At 47.3% G+C, this 18,713-nt stretch carries 20 protein-coding genes and 1 tRNA gene; 6 read left to right on the top strand and 15 right to left on the bottom strand.

The genetic code is table 11. The annotated features are described in order from the left end of the window. Window positions 1–541 precede the first annotated feature (541 nt). From KBS54_06110 to ybaK, 3 genes are all read right to left on the bottom strand, one after another. A complete protein-coding gene (locus KBS54_06110) occupies window positions 542–1,816 on the bottom strand; it encodes an ATP-binding protein (protein ID MBQ0055698.1) in 1,275 nt (424 codons plus the stop codon). 253 nt (window positions 1,817–2,069) lie between these two features. Continuing rightward, on the bottom strand, window positions 2,070–2,444 hold the full coding sequence (locus tag KBS54_06105) for a desulfoferrodoxin (protein ID MBQ0055697.1): 375 nt from the start codon (window positions 2,442–2,444) through the stop codon (window positions 2,070–2,072). 113 nt (window positions 2,445–2,557) lie between these two features. Next, window positions 2,558–3,037: a Cys-tRNA(Pro) deacylase gene (gene ybaK, locus KBS54_06100; GenBank protein ID MBQ0055696.1), complete on the bottom strand. Its 480-nt coding sequence runs from the start codon at window positions 3,035–3,037 to the stop codon at window positions 2,558–2,560. Window positions 3,038–3,143: 106 nt separating this feature from the next. Between ybaK and KBS54_06095 the strand changes: the two genes are divergently transcribed. Next, window positions 3,144–4,055, top strand: a complete 912-nt coding sequence (locus KBS54_06095) for a phosphate butyryltransferase (protein ID MBQ0055695.1) — start codon at window positions 3,144–3,146, stop codon at window positions 4,053–4,055. Between the two features lie 123 nt (window positions 4,056–4,178). On the opposite strand, the gene KBS54_06090 is transcribed toward KBS54_06095, so the two are convergent. Together KBS54_06090 and glmS are read right to left on the bottom strand one after the other, a co-directional pair. Next, the gene (locus tag KBS54_06090; GenBank protein MBQ0055694.1) at window positions 4,179–5,405 is read right to left on the bottom strand and encodes a DUF1015 domain-containing protein; all 1,227 of its coding nucleotides are present in this window, start codon (window positions 5,403–5,405) and stop codon (window positions 4,179–4,181) included. A 52-nt stretch (window positions 5,406–5,457) separates the two neighbouring features. Next, window positions 5,458–7,281 (bottom strand): glutamine--fructose-6-phosphate transaminase (isomerizing), encoded by a 1,824-nt coding sequence (gene glmS / locus KBS54_06085; protein MBQ0055693.1) that lies wholly within the window; start codon window positions 7,279–7,281, stop codon window positions 5,458–5,460. 208 nt (window positions 7,282–7,489) lie between these two features. Between glmS and KBS54_06080 the strand changes: the two genes are divergently transcribed. Further along, window positions 7,490–8,776, top strand: coding sequence for an adenylosuccinate synthase (locus KBS54_06080; GenBank protein ID MBQ0055692.1), 1,287 nt, complete (start codon window positions 7,490–7,492; stop codon window positions 8,774–8,776). Window positions 8,777–8,814: 38 nt separating this feature from the next. Here the strand turns inward: KBS54_06080 and KBS54_06075 are convergent, their stop codons facing one another. Next, on the bottom strand, window positions 8,815–9,066 hold the full coding sequence (locus tag KBS54_06075; GenBank protein ID MBQ0055691.1) for a GIY-YIG nuclease family protein: 252 nt from the start codon (window positions 9,064–9,066) through the stop codon (window positions 8,815–8,817). 122 nt (window positions 9,067–9,188) lie between these two features. Here KBS54_06075 and trkA point away from each other — a divergent pair, with 122 nt between their 5' ends. The 3 genes from trkA to KBS54_06060 all read left to right on the top strand — a co-directional run bounded on the left by trkA (window position 9,189) and on the right by KBS54_06060 (window position 13,972). Then, window positions 9,189–10,559: a Trk system potassium transporter TrkA gene (trkA, locus tag KBS54_06070; GenBank protein ID MBQ0055690.1), complete on the top strand. Its 1,371-nt coding sequence runs from the start codon at window positions 9,189–9,191 to the stop codon at window positions 10,557–10,559. Next, a complete protein-coding gene (locus tag KBS54_06065; protein ID MBQ0055689.1) occupies window positions 10,559–12,010 on the top strand; it encodes a TrkH family potassium uptake protein in 1,452 nt (483 codons plus the stop codon). Before trkA ends, KBS54_06065 begins: the two co-directional genes overlap by 1 nt. A 276-nt stretch (window positions 12,011–12,286) precedes the next feature. After that, a complete protein-coding gene (locus tag KBS54_06060) occupies window positions 12,287–13,972 on the top strand; it encodes an adenosylcobalamin-dependent ribonucleoside-diphosphate reductase (protein MBQ0055688.1) in 1,686 nt (561 codons plus the stop codon). Between the two features lie 69 nt (window positions 13,973–14,041). On the opposite strand, the gene KBS54_06055 is transcribed toward KBS54_06060, so the two are convergent. Together KBS54_06055 and KBS54_06050 are read right to left on the bottom strand one after the other, a co-directional pair. Continuing rightward, entirely contained in the window at window positions 14,042–14,500 is a 459-nt protein-coding gene (locus KBS54_06055) for a DUF523 domain-containing protein (GenBank protein MBQ0055687.1), read from the bottom strand. 3 nt (window positions 14,501–14,503) lie between these two features. Next, window positions 14,504–15,190 (bottom strand): transcriptional regulator, encoded by a 687-nt coding sequence (locus KBS54_06050; GenBank protein MBQ0055686.1) that lies wholly within the window; start codon window positions 15,188–15,190, stop codon window positions 14,504–14,506. A gap of 162 nt (window positions 15,191–15,352) precedes the next feature. Between KBS54_06050 and KBS54_06045 the strand changes: the two genes are divergently transcribed. Next, the gene (locus KBS54_06045) at window positions 15,353–16,105 is read left to right on the top strand and encodes a hypothetical protein (GenBank protein ID MBQ0055685.1); all 753 of its coding nucleotides are present in this window, start codon (window positions 15,353–15,355) and stop codon (window positions 16,103–16,105) included. A gap of 50 nt (window positions 16,106–16,155) precedes the next feature. On the opposite strand, the gene KBS54_06040 is transcribed toward KBS54_06045, so the two are convergent. From KBS54_06040 to KBS54_06010, 7 genes are all read right to left on the bottom strand, one after another. Further along, the gene (locus KBS54_06040; protein MBQ0055684.1) at window positions 16,156–16,866 is read right to left on the bottom strand and encodes a 50S ribosomal protein L1; all 711 of its coding nucleotides are present in this window, start codon (window positions 16,864–16,866) and stop codon (window positions 16,156–16,158) included. A gap of 64 nt (window positions 16,867–16,930) precedes the next feature. Then, window positions 16,931–17,356, bottom strand: coding sequence for a 50S ribosomal protein L11 (gene rplK / locus KBS54_06035; protein ID MBQ0055683.1), 426 nt, complete (start codon window positions 17,354–17,356; stop codon window positions 16,931–16,933). Between the two features lie 106 nt (window positions 17,357–17,462). Beyond that, window positions 17,463–18,014 (bottom strand): transcription termination/antitermination factor NusG, encoded by a 552-nt coding sequence (nusG, locus tag KBS54_06030; GenBank protein MBQ0055682.1) that lies wholly within the window; start codon window positions 18,012–18,014, stop codon window positions 17,463–17,465. A gap of 55 nt (window positions 18,015–18,069) precedes the next feature. Then, window positions 18,070–18,249, bottom strand: coding sequence for a preprotein translocase subunit SecE (gene secE / locus KBS54_06025; GenBank protein MBQ0055681.1), 180 nt, complete (start codon window positions 18,247–18,249; stop codon window positions 18,070–18,072). Window positions 18,250–18,279: 30 nt separating this feature from the next. Further along, window positions 18,280–18,355 (bottom strand) — tRNA-Trp (locus KBS54_06020). 21 nt (window positions 18,356–18,376) lie between these two features. Beyond that, window positions 18,377–18,526: a 50S ribosomal protein L33 gene (gene rpmG / locus KBS54_06015; GenBank protein ID MBQ0055680.1), complete on the bottom strand. Its 150-nt coding sequence runs from the start codon at window positions 18,524–18,526 to the stop codon at window positions 18,377–18,379. Window positions 18,527–18,596: 70 nt separating this feature from the next. Further along, window positions 18,597–18,713, bottom strand: a 117-nt coding sequence (locus KBS54_06010) for a hypothetical protein (protein MBQ0055679.1), incomplete at its 5' end; no start/stop codon positions are given.

Raw genomic sequence — 18,713 nt, 5'->3', positions numbered from 1 at the left:
TCTCTCACGCATTACGTGATGCGGCTTTCAGCGTCGGTAAGTCCGCTGCCATTAAGGCCAAAGCACTGAAGTTCTTCGGTAACGCTCCGCGGTGCGGTGCGGGCTTCAGGGCTTATACGCGAGACCAATGCTGACGTTAGAAAGGCAGGGAAAGCAAGAGCCCTGCGGCTTCGGAGGAAAATGAACGGTGCTCCCAGTAAGAAGTAATCCGGAGTTTGATGAACGAAGATACCCTACAGGGCACGAGACGCAGAACGAAGAACGTTGGAACTGTTGAAATGCGTAATAATGCCTTTCTAAATTGTTCTTCGTTTGTCGTTCTTAGTTCGTCGTTTGTTTTAACGTACTCGCCCAAAAGGGCTGTGTTTACTGTACCTTTTTGCGGATTTGCGTCTGTTAATCCGCATGAGGAGCAGTTGTCAGTTATTATCGCTTGAAGACAGGGAAAATTTCGCAAATAAATTTTGTCTGACCAAACAGGAACCCTCTAACAGAGTTCCTGTTTTTTTGTGTGGTATTAACATATGGTATTTAATGGCGGTTATAGATTACATATATCTTCGTTCAACAGAAATTCTGTTACGCTGCAGTGCAGAATTCCGTTCTCATCCGTGTAAGCACGCGGCAAATCGCGCTGTATGATAATTTTTCCGAAGAAATCTTTTGTAAGTTTGAGTGAGTCAAGTTCTGTGTTTTCTTTTTCAGACGAGTTGAGCTCATACGCAGATTGAATATATACCCGTTTGTCGCCGCGGTTGACGATAAAATCTATTTCTTTCTGCGCGTTTTGCCCGTGTCTTCTGTCTGTCACTATTCCGACATCTACAGAATATCCGCGTGCAAGTAACTCGTTGAATATTATGTTTTCCATGATATGCCCGGGATCAATTTGTCTGAAATTCAGCCGAGCATTTCTGAGCCCGAGGTCAGTGTAATAATATTTGCATGGAGTATCCATATATCGCTTGCCTTTTATGTCGTAACGTTTGGCTTCCGTAATAAGGAAAGCTTCCTGAATATACCGCAGATAATCGCTTGCTGTAGAAGCGTTGACCGCTGTTTTGCGGATGCTTCTCAGGGTGTTTGTAATATTTGCCGGATTGGTGAGAGAACCGACTGAAGAACTCAGCAAATTAAGAATATCTTCAAGCAAATCTCTGTGCCGGATATGTTTTCTCTCTACAATATCTTTTATGTAGACTTCCGCGAAAAGTCTTTTCAAATAATCTGCGCGCTGCCGTTCATTTTTCAGGTTAAACAGGTACGGCATTCCTCCGTAGACCATATACGTGTCAAAATTGTCGCGTCTGTCTCCGCCGATATAGTTGTGATATTCCGAAAACGAAAGCGGCCATACTTGTATTTGCGATGCCCTGCCGCGAAATTCTGTCGCAATATCATGCGATAGCATTTTGGAATTGCTTCCTGTTACGTACACGTCGAGATTTGACCAGCCTTTCAACTCATTCAGCATGTCATAGACGGTTATACTGTGCCCAGGATTGTCTGCGTCAGGCACTTCATAGCAGAACTGAATTTCATCAATGAAGAGATAATACTTCTCCGTACTGCCGTTCAGTATAGTTTCTATATACCCTGCCAGCTGTACAGGATTTCTGTATTTTGCATCCCTGCGCTTGTCAAGCTCAAGCCGGATAATGTTTTTCGGTTGTACACCGGTATCAAGCAGATAATTGTAAAAAAGTTCAAACAAAAGCACAGATTTTCCGCAACGGCGAATACCGGTAATAACCTTAATTTGTCCATCCCACATATAGTCCTTTAACTGCTCTAAATAGCGGGGTCTAAGTATCATTGGCGCCACTCCCTATTATAGATTTACGACGCAACGTCGCAATTCTATAATGATTATAGTCGCCAGCCTGCAATAAAGCAAGTTGCAAACAATGGGTTGTAATAATATTCTACCTCCAATAAATTTTGTCTGACTAAACAGGAACCCTTACAAGGGTTCCTGTTTTTTGTTTTGTGTATTTATTATGTGCGGCATTAAGAAAGGGAACTGCAATGCAGTTCCCTATCTTGTTATTACATTTTGAACTAAATTGTTACGCTTTCCAGAGTCCGTGGAGGTTGCAGTAGGCAAAGACTGCCTGCACTTCGTCTCCTTCGCAGAGCGCAAAGCACGCTTTCGGCGCCTGTCCTGCGGCAAGTTCTTTTCTCTGGTTACCCTGTTTTGTCTGGATTGATATCCATTCAATGTGATGCTCTTCAGTTGCGGGATGTTCGATGCTTCCGACTGTTACAAGCACTTTGCCGTCTTTGATTTCATAGACCGGAACGTGTTTTTCAACTGCGGCGTCTGTTGTTCCCGGCATAAGCTCTTTCATTTCTTCCCCGCAGCAGAATACGGGTATGTCCGTGTTTTTGACGATAGCGATAATCTGTCCGCAGCGTTCGCATTTGTAAAATCTCTGTTCCATACTGATGCACTCCTTTGTTGGATAGAATTTCTGTAACGGTGGGTACATTGTACCCTGTATTAAATTTTTGACCTCAGTATAAATACTGAAAAAAAAGTAGTATTTATTGCGTATCAGCGCAGTATGTCAGCAGTCACGGCGTCTGTGGCTTTCACGAGGTCATGCGGCGACATTTTGAAGAGTATGCCTCTGTGCCCCGCGTTTATCGTGATATAGTCAAACGCAAGCGCCGACGCGTCAATATAGACGGGATATTTTTTCTTTGTGCCTATCGGCGAACAGCCTCCGCGGACGTAGCCCGTAAGCGGCGTTACTTCTTTGAGCGGGACAAGCTCCGTGCTTTTGTTGCCGCTGACAGCTGCAAGAGCTTTGAAGTCAAGTTCTCGCCCCGCAGGAAGGCAGGCAAGCAGTATGCCGTGTTTGTCGCCGCGCGCGCAGAGCGTTTTGAAGGTGCGTTCCTCAGGTATGCCCGTTTTTGCCGCCGCGTCTTCCGCAGAGAGCAGTTCCATATCTATGTCATATTCAAGCAGTTCAAACGGTATTTTTTTCGTTTCAAGTATTCTTGTGGCGTTCGTCTTGATCTGTTTTGCCATGTAAATCACCCGCCGTTATTATAATTCAAAAAACGGCTGGCAGAATACCCAGATTGTTGTATAATTTTTGACGGCAGCAGTTATTACTAAAAAGGAAGTGTCGTTTATGGAACAGATTCGCACCCTTGACAAGCTTGTTGAATACGCAAAGGAAATAGGTCCCAAGAAGGTCGCAGTCGCCTGCGCGGAAGACCACGTTGTACTCGAAGCCGTAGAACGCGCACGCAGCGAGGGCATTGTTGACGCAATTCTCGTCGGAAATGCGGACAAAATCGCCGAAGAAGCGGCAAAAGCCGGAATCGACCTTGCAAATTACGAGGTTGCCGACTGCAAAAACGGTCCCGCCAAAACAGCTTTAATGACTGTTGAAATGGTTTCTTCCGGCAAGGCTGACATTATGATGAAGGGTATGCTTGAGTCAAGCGATTTCCTCCGCGCGGTGCTCGACAAGGAAATCGGCCTCCGTTCAGGCAAGCGCGTGCTTTCCCATTCCTACATTCACGAAATCAAGGGCTGGGACAGGCTTATTTTCGTTACCGACGGTGTTTTCAACACCTATCCGGAGCTTGCGGACAAGATCGGCATTGCAAAGAACGTTACGGAGCTTTGCCACGCTTTCGGAATCGAGATGCCTAAGATTGCCTGCCTCGCAGCAGTTGAGGTCGTAAATCCTAAGATGCAGTCAACGCTCGACGCCGCCGCACTCGCCCAGATGAACAGACGCGGACAGATTAAAGGCTGTCTGCTCGACGGACCTTTTGCTCTTGACAATGCCGTTTCCGAAGAATCTGCAAAGCACAAGGGCATTACAGGCGAGGTAGCGGGCAAGGCAGACGTTCTGCTCGTTGACGATATTGACTGCGGCAACGCGCTGTTCAAATCAATAGTTTATTTCTCGGAAAACAAAACGGCAGGCATTATTCTCGGCACAAAGAAACCTGTTATTCTCACAAGCCGCGCCGATTCCGCTGAAACGAAATTCCTGTCCATCGCAACAGCTGTCGCAATGTCAAAGTAAAATTACCAATTATAAAAACCTGCTTGTGCCGCAAACAGCACAAGCAGGTTTTTTGTTTACAAAGACAAAGCACAGTACTCAGCATTTTATACTTTACACTATACACTTTACATTTTCGTTGGCTTATCTTATTTTCCTTGCTTCAAGGTAGAAGCGTTTGTCATCGGCATTTCCTATTGAGAAAGTTTTTTTCGGCAGTGCGCCACCTGCTTTTATTGCCGGAAAGAAACCGGCTTTGTCCATTGCGTTGAAAATAATCCCGACTGCCCCGCTTTCGCTGACGATTTTGTCAACGTTTGCCCTGCCGTGCACGTAGTCAAGCGAGAGATATTTGTTTTTGGCAACGTATTTGTCCAGCCATTTCTGCATAACTGCCAGCGGCATAAGTTTGCCGCGTCCGTCAATCGCAAATTCTTCTTCCCCTCCGTTTGCAAACGTAAAGGTTATTTCGCTGCCTTCCATGAGCGACATACCGTTCAGTTCAAGCCAGCGTTCAAAGGCTTCGACTATATCTTCTTTTATTCCGAAAAGCACGCGGTGTATGGGCTGAAATACAATGGCGTCAGAATGAAGGTTCACTATTTCCGCAAGCATTCTGCGCGCGGGATGATTTTCAATTTCTTTGGGAGACAGCCCTGCTTTTAACTTTTCCCAGCAGCTTTTCGCCGTTGCAACGGAGTGGTTGCCGTCGCCTGTTGCCAAAAATATTTCTCCGGCTTTTTCTTCAAGCTCCGCAAGCTGTCCGCGCAGTTTTTCCGCCGCTTCCCCTTCAACTGCCCAGCCTGCGACGTGTCCGCCGTTCTGCATAAGGTCGAAATCGTACAGTTTTCTGAAGCTGTTTTTCTGCGCGGCCAGCGGTTCTATCAGCTGTTTTTCCGCGTCGTCAAGCAGAAGCAGGACGTGCGGCAGTTCAAGCACGGCGTTTTCGCGTATCTTTTCGCGCGGCGGTATGCGCGAAAGTATTGTATCTTCCGTTGCACGCACCTTCGGCTTTGTCCCTTCCCTGAAATCGTATTCTTCAAGGTCAAGAGCGCCGAGCAAGCCCGGCAAAACTCCAGCGGACGTCTGACGCTCAACGTAAATGAAGCCGTTTTTGACAGCTTCCGTCAGAGTCCCGTCCGCAAGATATTTTTTCATGTTTTCGTTGATTTCTTCCGTTAACTTCTCCGCTTCGCCGAGATATATCTCAGGCAGCGTGAGTTTCAGCGCTGAGGGCGCGTCACCAACAAGGCTTTCAACTTCTTTCCAGTATTCAGGCTGGCTTGTGTACTGGTCACAGGCAATTACAGCCCATTTTTGCAGGTCAGCGTCTTTATTCGGCAATAATATATTCGTTGTGTCAAATATCATTTTCTTACTCCGTTTTTGAAAGTTAAACCGCCGAAATGCCGGCGGTTTGTTTTTATTCGACTGTAACCGATTTTGCCAGGTTTCTCGGCATGTCTATGTCGCAGCCTCTCTGCCGCGCGACGTAGTACGCGAAAAGCTGCAGGGGTATTACCTGAAGGAACGGATAAAGCTCTGGCTCCGTTACAGGCGTGTATATTACCGAACGCGTGTACTGCAGAATCGCCTGATCGCCCTCCGTAGCTATCGCTATTACCGGCGATTTGCGGGCCATGGACTCTTCAATATTCGAGATTGTTTTTTCCCACATGTCGTTTTTCGGAATGAGAGCAACTACGGGAAGTTCCTTGTCAAGCAGCGCAATGGGCCCGTGTTTCATTTCGCCTGCCGGATAGGCTTCCGCGTGCATGTAGGATATTTCTTTGAGTTTGAGCGCTCCTTCAAGCGCCGGCGGATAGGAAAGCGTGCGTCCGAGGAAGAAGAAGCCTCTGGCGTCTGCAAATTCTCTTGCAATATGCTCTATGTCATGTTCCTGTTTCAGAATTTCGGCAAGCTTTGCAGGAATGTCCATCAGTGCTGCGGCAAGGCGCGTTTCAGTTTCAGGAGAAAGTTCGCCTTTAAGCTTTGCAAGATACATGCCGAGCAGGACAAGAACCGTTATCTGCGCCGTGAACGTTTTGGTGGCTGCAACGCCTATTTCAGGACCTGCGGGGGTTATGAGCGCGTTGCCCACCTCGCGGTGGATTGTGGAACCGCGCACGTTGGTTATTACAAGACATTCTGCGCCTTTTGACTTGGCAAGCCTTGCAGCGTGAAGCGTGTCCGCCGTTTCGCCCGACTGCGAAACGAATATGCAGAGCGTGTTTTCGTCCGCCGGAATGTTTCTGTAACGGTATTCCGACGCAACCTCGCAGCGGTTTTCAAAGCTGCCGAAGGTTTCCCATATCTGCGCCGCGGTCATTGTCGCGTAGTAGCTTGTACCGCAGGCGACAAAATGTATTTTGCGGAATTTTTTGACATCTTCCGCTGTCCACGGCAGCTCTGAGGAAAGGTCAATCTTTCCCGACGCGACGCGGCCGAGCAGTGTATGAGTCATTACGTCAGGCTGTTCGTGGATTTCCTTGAGCATAAAGTGCGGATAGGAGCCCCTGTTCGTCATTGCCGCGTTCCAGTCAAGGTGCATCGTTTCTTTCGCATGAGGTCTGCCCGCAAAATCAAAGAATTCGCAGCCTTCAGGGGTTATCCTTGCCATTTCGTCGTCGTCCATAAACCATACGTCGTGAGTAAATTCAAGCAGAGCAGTTGCGTCCGACGCGCAGAAGCCTGCGTTTCCGGCATGACCCACAACAAGCGGAGAGCCTTTGCGGCACACCCAGATTTCTTTTTTGTCAACGAACATTATGACAAGGGCAAAGGCGCCGCGTATTCTTCCCGTCAGCTTTACGATTGCCTCTTTCGGATTGCCGTCGTATACGTATCCGAGATACTGAACTGCGGATTCCGTGTCTGTTTCGCTGTGGAAGCAGACTCCTTCGGCTTCCAGCTCGTCGCGTATTTCGCGGGCGTTTTCTATTATGCCGTTGTGAACTATAACAACGCGGTTATCGTTTGAAACGTGCGGATGGGCGTTGTTTTCGGTAACGCCGCCGTGCGTTGCCCAGCGCGTGTGCCCTATTCCGAATTCGCCGCGCAGTCCTGCTTCGGCAACACGTTCGGCAAGGTTTTTGACACGGCCGACCGTTCTTATTTCTTCAATTTTGCCCTGATTTATAACGGCTATTCCCGCTGAATCGTAGCCGCGGTATTCATGCTTCGCCAGACCGTCCAGAATGATTTTTGTCGGCTCCTGATCGCCTATGTAACCCATAATTCCGCACATGGCACAAACCTCCGTCTGCTGTACTGTTTTGTTAATTGCAGCGTCTGAAGCAATTATACATTAAAATCCAATTTTCAGACAAATTTCAGACAAAAAATCCGATAACCTTACATTCAGCTGCAAATAAGAGTTGAAAAATAAAATTATGGTTGTAGAATACTGTTTGGAAAGAGGCGGCTTCAGAAAGCTGCCCGATGTAAAGTGAGTGATGACTATGAGTGTATACGCCGTAGTAGGAGTACAGTGGGGCGACGAAGGAAAAGGCCGCTGCGTTGACACGCTTGCAGCCAATTCTGACGCCGTAGTACGCTATCAGGGCGGGGCAAACGCCGGACATACCGTCGTTGTGGGCAATGAAAAGTTTGTTTTCCATCTTCTTCCTTCCGGAATACTTTATCAGGACAAGGTCTGCATAATAGGCAACGGAGTCGTAGTGGATCCCGAACAGCTTTTTGCAGAGATAGACGAACTTGCGGCACGCGGCAAAAAGATGTCGAAGCTTATCGTCAGCAATGCGGCGCATATTGTTATGCCGTATCACAAACTGCTTGACGGGCTTAACGAGGCTTTTCTTTCAGACGGACAAAAAATTGGAACCACAGGCCGCGGCATAGGCCCCTGCTACACCGACAAAATTCAGCGCATGGGCATCCGCGCTGAAGATTTGATAAATCCAGAAGTGCTTAAAGAGAAGCTCGAACTGAATCTCAGGCTGAAAAACGAGATTATTACCAAGGTCTACGGCGGAACGGCAGTTGATTTTGATACGCTTTACAAGCAGGCTCTTGCATGGGGAGAAAGGCTTAAACCCATGCTCGGAGACACTTACGAAGCCCTGTCGGAGCTTGACAGAAACGGAAGGAATATTCTTTTTGAAGGCGCCCAGGCAACGCTGCTTGATATAGACCACGGCACTTATCCGTTCGTAACAAGTTCAAGCACAACGGCAGGCGGCGCCTGCACTGGAAGCGGCTTAGGACCTAACAGAATCAAAAAGGTTTTCGGCGTAATGAAAGCATACTGTACCCGTGTGGGAGCAGGTCCTTTCCCAACGGAAGATTTCGGAGACGACGGCGAAACGCTGCGTCAGACAGGCGGAGAATTCGGCGCCACAACAGGCAGACCGCGTCGCTGCGGCTGGTGTGACCTTGTAATAGCCGATTATGCGGCAAAAATTAACGGTCTTGACGGCTTTGCGCTGACAAAGCTTGACGTGCTTACAGGCTTTGACAAAATCAAGATCTGCACGGCCTACGACGTTGACGGAAAAATTTACACGCATTTCCCGAGCAGCGTTGCAGATCTTTCAAAGGCGCGCCCGGTTTATGAAGAGCTGCCCGGCTGGACTGAAGACATTTCAGGCTGCCGCAGTTTTGAAGAGCTTCCCGAAACGGCACAGGCTTACGTAAAATATATTGAAGAAAAAACAGGAGTTCCAGTTGTTCTGATAGGCGTAGGCGCAGGCAGGGACGACACTATACACAGAGGAATTTAGTTTTCGCAGTTTCAAAAATAAACCGCCCGATGGGCGGTTTATTTTTGGGAGATTAATCTTAATTTTTCAGAACGGGAGAATTTTTTTATCTCTGCTTCCCTTCTGAGCGCTTCCGCTTTGCTGCTGCACGTCTCATGCCACAGCATTTCGACCGGGCGTTTTGAGCGCGTGTATTTTGACGCCGTTCCCGCATTATGCGCGGCAAGACGCTTTTCAAGGTCGTTTGTCCAGCCTGTATAGAGAGTGCCGTCCGAACATCTCAATATGTAGACGTATGCCGTTTCAGCCATTTACCGACCGCCTCCGCGATTATTATACACAAAACCGGCAAAAATGGCGCAACTGCTGACTTTTTATATAAAAAGGAGTAAAATTACGGTTCAAGCTAATTCTCCAAAAAGGAGTGACCCTCATGCGTATAGTGCTTGTCGGAGCCGGAGAGGTAGGCTACAGCGTAGCAAAAAACCTTTCAGAGGACGGACACGACATTGTAGTTGTAGAAGAAGACAAGGACAAGGCAGCGCGTGTCGATGCTGACCTTAACGTTCAGGCGATAAGGGGAAACGGGGCAAGCCCCTCTGTTTTGGCGCAGGCAGGAATTACTGACAACAGCGACAAAGCCCAGATGCTGATTGCCTGTACAAACAAAGACGAAGTCAACCTTATGGCGTGTCTGATTGCAAAACAAATGGGCGTAAAGCATGTTATCGCGCGTACAAAGGGGCTTGAATTCACGGACACGGACAACTGGGCAAGAAGCCTCGGCATTGATCTGATGATTTCAACAGAACGCTCCGTTGCAAAAGAAATTGAGACTCTGCTTGAAATCCGCGGGGCAAGCAGAGCAACAGAACTGGCTGAAGGCAAAGCAGGCGTTTATCTTTTCAAGGTGAACGAAGGCTCCAAAGCATGCGATATAACGCTTGCAGAGCTCAGACAGCAGAATTCAGAGCTTAATACCATTATCATTTGCATCAAACGCGGCAAAGAGAGTTTTGTACCGCGCGCTTTTGACAAACTTCAGCAGGGTGATCTCTGCTACACGGTCTGCTACAGAAATCAGGTCGGCAAAATTGAAGATATTTTCAATATTGAACACAAAAAAGCGCTGAAAACCGTAATTATCAACGGCGGAAGCAATCTCGGCCGCCAGATTGCAAAGCGTATACATACGCGCTGGCCGAAGCTGGAAATTAAAATTTTCGACCCTGACAAGGAAAAGTGCGATAAAATCGCGGCAGAGGTACCATATGCCCTGACTATAAACTCTGACGGCTCGGATGCAGCCACCTTGGAATCAGAAGGCATAGGAAACGGGGCGGCAGTCATTTCGGTAACAGAACGAGACGAATCCAACCTGATGCTTTCGGTTCTCGGAAAAACTCTTGGGGCGCTGAAAGCAATTTCAGTTGTGCAGAAAACCAACTATCTTGACATGATAGACCATCTCCCGCTTGACGCAATCGTAAACAGGAATCAGGCGCTTGCAGACGGGATTATCCGCAGTGTCCGTTTCCCTGACTCTTCAAGAATGCTTATGGTGTTTGACGAGATCGATGCGGAAGCCGTTGAAGTTGACATTGAAGAAGGCTCCCCTGCGGCAGGCAAAACGCTGCAGCAGCTCAGCATGCCTTCCGGCTCCGTAATAGGGCTTATCGAGCGCGGAAGCGAGCTGCTTATTCCAGCGGGAAGCAGCGAAATTAAAGCTGGTGACAAGGTGTACCTGTTTGCTTCGTCGGAAATTATGCCTGAAGCGATTCAGCATCTCGGGGTCAATCCGTAATGAAATATAAAATTGTAGTAAAATTTCTTTCCCTTATAGTCGGCATAATATCTTTTGCCATGATTTTCCCGTGGCTGCTGGCTGTACGCTGCGGCACAAAGGACGCCCACGCGTTTCTCTGGTCGCTGTTGCTCTGCGCTGCCTGCGCATGGATTGCGTTTTTCTATACAAAGGACGCGCCTGCCTCCGATCTTAAAACCCGCGAAGCCTTCGCCTGCGTAACTCTGGCATGGATAGTGGCTTCCGTCTTTGGCAGCCTTCCGTTTCTCTTCTCAGGCTGCTGCCGTACTTTCACTGATGCGTTTTTTGAAACCATGTCCGGATTCTCCACTACAGGCGCGACCATATTTAAAGCTGTGGAACCGCTTCCGAGAAGCATATTGTTATGGAGAGCAGAAACACAGTGGCTTGGAGGCATGGGAATAGTTGTGCTTGCGATAGCCGTTTCATCAATACTCGGAGGCAGCGTCAACAACCTTTTCAAAGCAGAATCTCCAGGTCCTGTTCTTCAAAAAACAGCGCCTACGATAAACGCAATGTCAAAAAGCCTGTGGAACGTCTATATGGCAGTAACCGTTATATGCTTCGTTCTGCTTAAACTTGGCGGAATGAGCGTGCTTGATGCCGTATGCCATTCCTTCTCAGCTGTTTCTACCGGCGGTTTCTCAACAAAAACCGCAGGCATTGCCTATTACTCTTCGCCGTATATCGAATACGTGCTGTCAGCAGTAATGTTTGTCTGCGGAATTAATTTCTCCCTGCACCTGGCGGCATTTTCCAAAAGAAACTTGAATTCCTATAAGGATGCCGAGTGTATTTTTTACGTTAAAATTGTTTTATGCGCGATAGCCGCCATTATATTTTTCCTTATGAAAGATGCCGGCTGCAAGCTTTTCTCCTCTGCTTTGAGACAGGCAGTATTCCAGGTAACAAGTATCATAACCACTACAGGTTTTGCAACGGCTGATTTTGACAAATGGCCGCCCGCGCTTGTGCTGGTTATGTTCCTGCTTATGCTTTCAGGCGGCTGTGCGGGTTCAACGGCAGGCGGTATAAAATGTATCCGTATCAAGGCTGTATGGCAGGCTGTTAAGGTTGAAATCAAAAAGCTTGTTCATCCTAATGCAGTCATTCCTGTAAGAATGGGAGAACAGGCCGCGGAAAACGGCTTTGCCGCATCGGCTGCAATTTTTATTGTGCTGTATCTGCTGATTTTTACTGCCGCGGCTTTTATAATCTGTGCCTGCGAGCATGATGTGCGAACATCTGTCGGCTCGGTTGCCGCAACTCTCAGCAATATAGGGCCAGGATTCGGCGATGTAGGACCTTCCGGCAATTTTGCCGGTCTCAGCCGGTTGTCAAAATGGGTTTGTTCCTCATGTATGCTGTTAGGACGTCTTGAACTTTACACCGTCCTTGTATTGTTAAGCAAAGACGAATGGGTAAAATAAACTGTAATTTTTTGTAATACCGGCGTTCTCAATTTTCACTGAATATTATTCCACAGGCAAAACTCCTGTAAATATCACACAGGAGATATTCCGGCACATAAATTATCCACAAGAGAAAACACACAATATATAGTGCAGCGTGAATAAGTTGTGCATATATTTAGTGTTTCGATCGCCAAATTTATGCTAATATATTTCCTGTGCGGTACATACCGCAGCACAACACCGAATTCAGGTCAGCAGACGTCTAATATATGGAAAAGGTAGGTAACTGCAATGCTTTACAAGCCCTCATTCTCAAAATCGGCGCAGGACATTCTCAAGGACAGGTACTATTGGAAAGATTCTGACGGCAATCCTGCCGAAACAGCTGAACAGATGCTGCTGCGCATCGCCAATCATGTTGCGGGCGCGGAAAAAACTGAGACGCTGCGTACAAAATGGGCCGATGAATATTATAACGAGATGGCACAGCTGAACTTCCTTCCGAACAGTCCTACCATTATGAATGCAGGACGCCCTGCCCCTCACGGTCAGCTTGCCGCCTGCTTCGTAATAGGCATTGAAGACACGATGGACGGCATCTGCGAGGCTCTCCGCAAACAGATGCTGATTCACAAATCAGGCGGCGGCACAGGCTTTAATTTCTCGAAACTCCGCTATGAGGGCGCAAGAGTTAACAGCACCAACGGACGCGCCTCGGGGCCCATTTCGTTCATGAGCCTTTTTGACAAAGCCACTGACACGGTTCAGCAGGGCGGAATGCGCCGCGGGGCAAACATGGGCATTCTTAACATAGACCATCATGACATCCGCAAATTTATACACTGCAAAGACGCGGACGGAGTTATCACAAATTTCAACATTTCCGTCGGCATGTCAGACGAGTTCATGCAGAAAGCGACAGCCAATCCTGACGGTGAAGAAGCCGCGCTGCTTGCGGAAATAGCCGAATCGGCATGGCGCACGGGAGACCCCGGGATTCTCTTTATGGATGCTATTAACCGCGACAATCCCACGCCTAATCTTGGTCCTCTTGAATGCACAAACCCGTGCGGAGAATCGCCGCTTTATGCAAACGAAGCCTGCAATCTCGGTTCAATCAACCTTGCCAAAATGGTTAAAAACGGCGCCTTTGATTATGCGGCGCTGCGCCGCGTAACGGCTGTCGCGACACGCTTCCTTGACAGCGTTATCGACGTCAACCAGTATCCGCTTCCTGAGATTTCAGAATCAGTACGCAAAACGCGCAAAATCGGTTTGGGCATTATGGGCTGGGCAGATACGCTCTTCCAGCTCCGCATTGCTTACGACAGCGACGAAGCGCGCAATCTTGCCGATAAGATCATGGGCACGATTCATGAAGAAGCGATACGCGTATCAGAAGCGCTCGGCGCTGAAAAAGGCATTCCTGCCGACCTCAGGCATCTCAACAGAAGAAATGCAACTCTTACCTGCATAGCGCCTACGGGAACAATAGCCCTGCTTGCGGACGCTTCATCAGGCATAGAACCGCTCTTCGCGCTCGAGCATACAAGACTCCGTACACTTACCGACGGCACAAAGGTTTCAATGAAACAGAAAAACCGCTACTATGAAGAAGCTATAAACGAAGGCCTCTCGGAAGATGAACTCAAAAAGGTTTTCGTCACGTCTCACGACGTAGCTCCTTCGGGGCACATCAAAATGCAGGGAATATTCCAGAAGCATGTTGACCTTGCGGTTTCAAAAACGATAAATCTCGTCAACGGCGCCACGGTACAGGACGTTCTTGACAGCTACGTGCTTGCGTGGAAAGAAGGCTGCAAAGGCATAACCGTTTACCGTGACGGTTCAAAGAGCTTCCAGGTTCTCTACACTGACGCCAAAAAGGCTGAAGCCGACCGTCAGAGAACAAGCGCCGAAAAAGTCCCTGTTCCCGCAGGCAAGCCGTCTCTCAAACTGAAACTTAAAAAAGCGTAGCAAAACCTCAGACAACACAAAAAGCTGCAGAGCAATCTGCAGCTTTTTTATGTTCCGTATAAATTGTATTTAATCGTCCTTCAGCAGCCTTCCGGCGTCAATAATTTTTATCCCGTTTTCTGAAAGCAGTTTCGCAAAAATACCCTGCCCGTCAATCAGCCGTTTGCTGAAACTGCCGTCATAAATCTGAACAGAACCGCAGGACGGGCTTCTCGGCTGAAGCAGCGCTGTATCAGCACCGCTTTCCTGTATTATTTTTAACGCCTTTAACGCGCCTGCCTCAAAAAAATCAGTTACGTCTCTACCGTCACTGTCAATTACTTTTCCGTCCTTAATCTCACACGGTTTTCTGGGGATTGGAAGCCCTCCCAACACCTCAGGACAGACAGCAACGTATTTTTTGTCCGCAAGCAGACTTGAAATCTTGCTGTTAAAATTGTTTTCTCCGTCATATTTGCAGTTTTCGCCGAGCAGACATGCCGATACAGCAGCGCAGCAACTTTCTTTTAAAAGTTCCTCCGCTGTCATCTCTTATAAACCCTTTTCCTCGTCCTGAACTTTTCTGAGATAAGAATAGACGGTATATTTGGTTACTTTCATCTCCCCGGCAAGAAGTTCGACGGCTCCTTTAAGCAGAAAATATCCTCTGTCGTTCAGCTCTTTGACCACAAGTTCTTTTTCTTCTCTTGCAAGATATTCAAAAGGCTTGGCAATTTTTTTGCGAACTTCTGAAAGACTGTTCTGCATAACCTCCGAAAGATCATTCGCAAAACCTTCCGTGACAATTGCAGTGCGGTCTGTATCATACTGTCTGACGTTATCGTCGGTATGCAGGAAATTATCTATAAATTCGCGCGCCGCTTCAGCTCTGCTGATATCGTAATTTATACAGAGAAAGCCTATCATTTTTTCCTGCTCGTCACGGATAAATATGCAGCTGCATTTCATTTTGTTTCCGCTGCTGTTTTGGGCAAGATAATCAAATACTCCGTCCTTATGTCTGTACTCGTCAGCTTTCATCATGTAAAGGCCGAAATCAGTCATGGGACTGCCAAGCTTTCTTCCGGTAACGTGCCCGTTCTCTATGGCAACAATCGAATGTTCAGGAATGGAAAGGTCGTGCAGATTAACCTCGTAATCCCTGCCCAAGGCAAGCGCTATGCCCCGGACTATCGGAATATAAGGCTTTAATTTCGGATTCATTTTAATTTCCGGCATAAGAAACACCTCCCTGCCTGCTGTCATGCGGGAAAAACCGCCGACACCTCAAGAAAATTCATTGTACCAGTCTCCGTTTGCATTTTAAATTTTACTACATTTTTCATTTTTTTTCTTATATTTGCCGCCTTCAGTATATAATATATGCAGGAGTTGATACTGATGAGGAAGATCGCAGCGTCCCTGTTTTTTGTACTGCTGTTCGCACGGGCGGCATACTGTTCTGTCGCCGGAATAACGGAATTTAAAGCGGTTGTCGTCGAATGTGAAGACGGCGTTGAAACCGCAAGCAGAATATGGGTTACGGGAGATAGGTCAAGACGCGATTTCAAAAACGGCAAAGAAATTGTCGTTACACGCAACGACCTTAAGCTTACCTGGTTTATATATCCGCAGATTAAGTCTTACGTTGAAATGCCTGCCTACGGCACTTTTGCAAATTTCAACATTCCTGACGAAAACGCCGATACAGGAGATTTAACGCGCAAATTCTTAAAATATGATGAACGCGACAGCTTCCGTATGAAAAAATATCTGGTAACCGTAAAATACAAAAATTACAACACCGAAGACAGCTATTACGAATGGACGCGCAATGATTTTCCAATTCCTGTAAGAACAGAATCTCTTGACGGGAAAAACTGGACTGAATATACAAAAATCAGCAGAGGTCCGATTGACTACACACTGTTTGACAAGCCGAAACGCTATAAAAAGATTTCAACAGAAAATGCGGAAAAACTTTTGGCAGATTACTACGCAAAACATCCTGAAACTGTAACACTAAAGAAAAAGAAAATTAAAACCGGCTCTTCTGCCGGCAGCAAAGCAAAAATTGCAGACACTGCTGAAAACAAGTTACCGCAGACTGTTCAGGAAGCCTTACCGGACACAGCCGATACACCGAAGCAATGACAAAAAAGACCGCCCTTACGGACGGTCTTTTTACAGCTTAATAAAACTTTTTATTCTACTGAGCAGTCTTTCGTTGTCTGAGCAACGTCAAGAGCAATTCCGGGGCCCATAGTCGTTGCGATTGAAATACCCTTGATATAGGTACCCTTGACTGATGCAGGACGCGCCTTAATAATTGCGCGAAGGAACGCCTTAACGTTTGCGTCAAGATTTTCAACAGGGAAAGACATTTTGCCTATCGCGTTATGAATGATGGCTGTTTTATCAACACGGAATTCGACACGGCCTGCCTTGATTTCCTTTACAGTCTGAGCGACATCGAACGTTACCGTACCGGCTTTTGCTGAAGGCATAAGCCCGCGGGGGCCAAGAACCTTACCAAGCTTGCCGGCAAATTTCATAATATCCGGTGTGGCTATGAGAGCATCAAAATCAATTTTGCCCTGACCGATTTCAGCGATCAAATCTTCGCCGCCGACGAGGTCCGCGCCAGCTTCCTGTGCTTCCTTCTGTTTGTCGCCGAGTGCTATGACTGCAACTCTTTTTGTATGGCCTGTACCAAACGGAAGGGCGACGGTGCTGCGCACCTGCTGGTCTGCATGACGGGGGTCAACGCCGAGACGAACATGTATTTCAAGAGTTTCGTCAAACTTTGCCGTTGCGATCTCTTTCGCTGCTGCGAGTGCCTCTGAAATCGTATATTCTTTCGTACTGTCTACTTTTCCTTTTGCTGCTGCAAAACGTTTTCCAACTTTTGACATTTGTTATACCTCCTTGTGGTAATTGCGGGAGCGTCTACTCTCTTCCACTATTGCCGCAGATTTATTATCTTGCGACTTCGATGCCCATTGAACGGGCTGTACCTTCAACCATTCTCATGGCTGCTTCGATATCGTTCGCATTGAGGTCAGGCATTTTAATTTTTGCGATTTCCTCAACCTGTGCTTTGGTAATTCTGCCGACCTTGTTTTTGTTGGGAACTGCAGAACCTTTGTCTTTCTTTGCGGCTTTCTTGATAAGAACGCTCGCAGGCGGAGTTTTGAGGATAAACGTAAAGCTTCTGTCCGCATAAACCGTGATAACCGTCGGAATAATCATTCCTGGCTGGTTTGCAGTCTTTGCGTTAAAGGCTTTAACAAACTCCATAATGTTGATACCGCGCTGACCAAGCGCAGGACCTACAGGCGGCGCCGGTGTGGCTTTGCCGGCAGGAAGCTGAAGCTTCAGCTGGTCGATGACTTTCTTTGCCATTTTATTTCCTCCCTATATTTTTAAGCCCGTGAGGGCAGAGTTTCAAATGTGACGTACACAATAACATCGGCAATATATGCCGTTGTCATTGAACACACAAAACGCTTTATATTCTCTCAAGATCGGCGTAGTCAGCCTCAGCCTCAGTTTCGCGGCCGAAAATTTCCACCAGATACTTAATTTTTGCTTTATCCTCGTCAATGCTGACAACAGGCCCTGCCATATTGGCAAAAGGTCCCGTTTTCGCCTGAACCATATCACCAACGGAAAACTTAATTTCAATTTTTGGTTTCTCTTCCGGAGCAATTTTGCTCAAAATATCTTCGGCTTCCTTCGGAGTAAGCGGAATGGGATGGTTTCCGGAGCCTACAAAACCTGAAACGCCGGGCGTATGACGGACACAGAACCACGTCTGCTCGTCAAGCGCCATATTGACAAGAAGATAACTCGGAAAAAGTTTAACCTTTTTCTGTATTGTTTTCCCGTCCTTGATATAGGTTTTCATCTGTTCGGGAATACGAACATCAGTAATCCTGTCGCCGACCTCAAGCTTTGTAATACGCTCCTTAAGGCTTTCGACAACTTTCTTTTCGTATCCTGAATAGGTCTGGACTATATACCAGCGATGCTCGTTTGTGTTACCGTAAAAATCGCTCATCTAAAAGAGAGGGCGTCCGCCCTCTTCACCTCCGTACTGCCGGCAAGAGATCAAATTACTTGATTATGTGCGTTACAACAGCCGTAAGAAATGCGTCGCACAGACCGAGATAGGCTGCTACAAGAAGCGATACAAAGACGACTACCAGTGTCATATACCAAAGCATGCGCTTCGTCGGCCATGTGACCTTTTTCATTTCAGCTCTTGATTCTTTTATAAAGCCGAGGGCACTCATATACCTCGACCTCCTCTGTTAAAAAATAAATGGCAGGCCCGGAAGGACTCGAACCCTCAACTTTCGCATTTGGAGTGCGATGCTCTACCAATTGAACTACGGACCTGCATGCGTGGGCTATTTTACACTATTTGCATTCTTTGTGCAAGGTGTGTTTGCCGCATTTCGGGCAGAATTTGTTCTTTTCAAGTTTCTTTGTTGCTTTTTTCTTATTGACAAGCGTCACGTAATTGCGGTCTTTGCATTCTGTGCACTGAAGTCCTACTATATCAGCCATTGTTCTTCCTCCCGTTCTGAAAGATGAAAGGGCGGCCGCGGCTTTGCAGCCGCCCTGTAAATTTGCTTAATTATTCGATAATTGAAGTAACGACGCCGGCGCCGACCGTATGGCCGCCTTCGCGTACTGCAAAACGAAGTCCTTCTTCCATCGCTATCGGCGCTATGAGTTTGACTTCAAATTTGCT

It is taken from the genome of Candidatus Equadaptatus faecalis, assembly GCA_018065065.1.
GTDB lineage: Bacteria > Synergistota > Synergistia > Synergistales > Synergistaceae > Equadaptatus > Equadaptatus faecalis.
The sequence above is the reverse complement of the archived record's forward strand: the minus strand, read 5'-3'. Positions and strand labels throughout refer to the sequence as shown.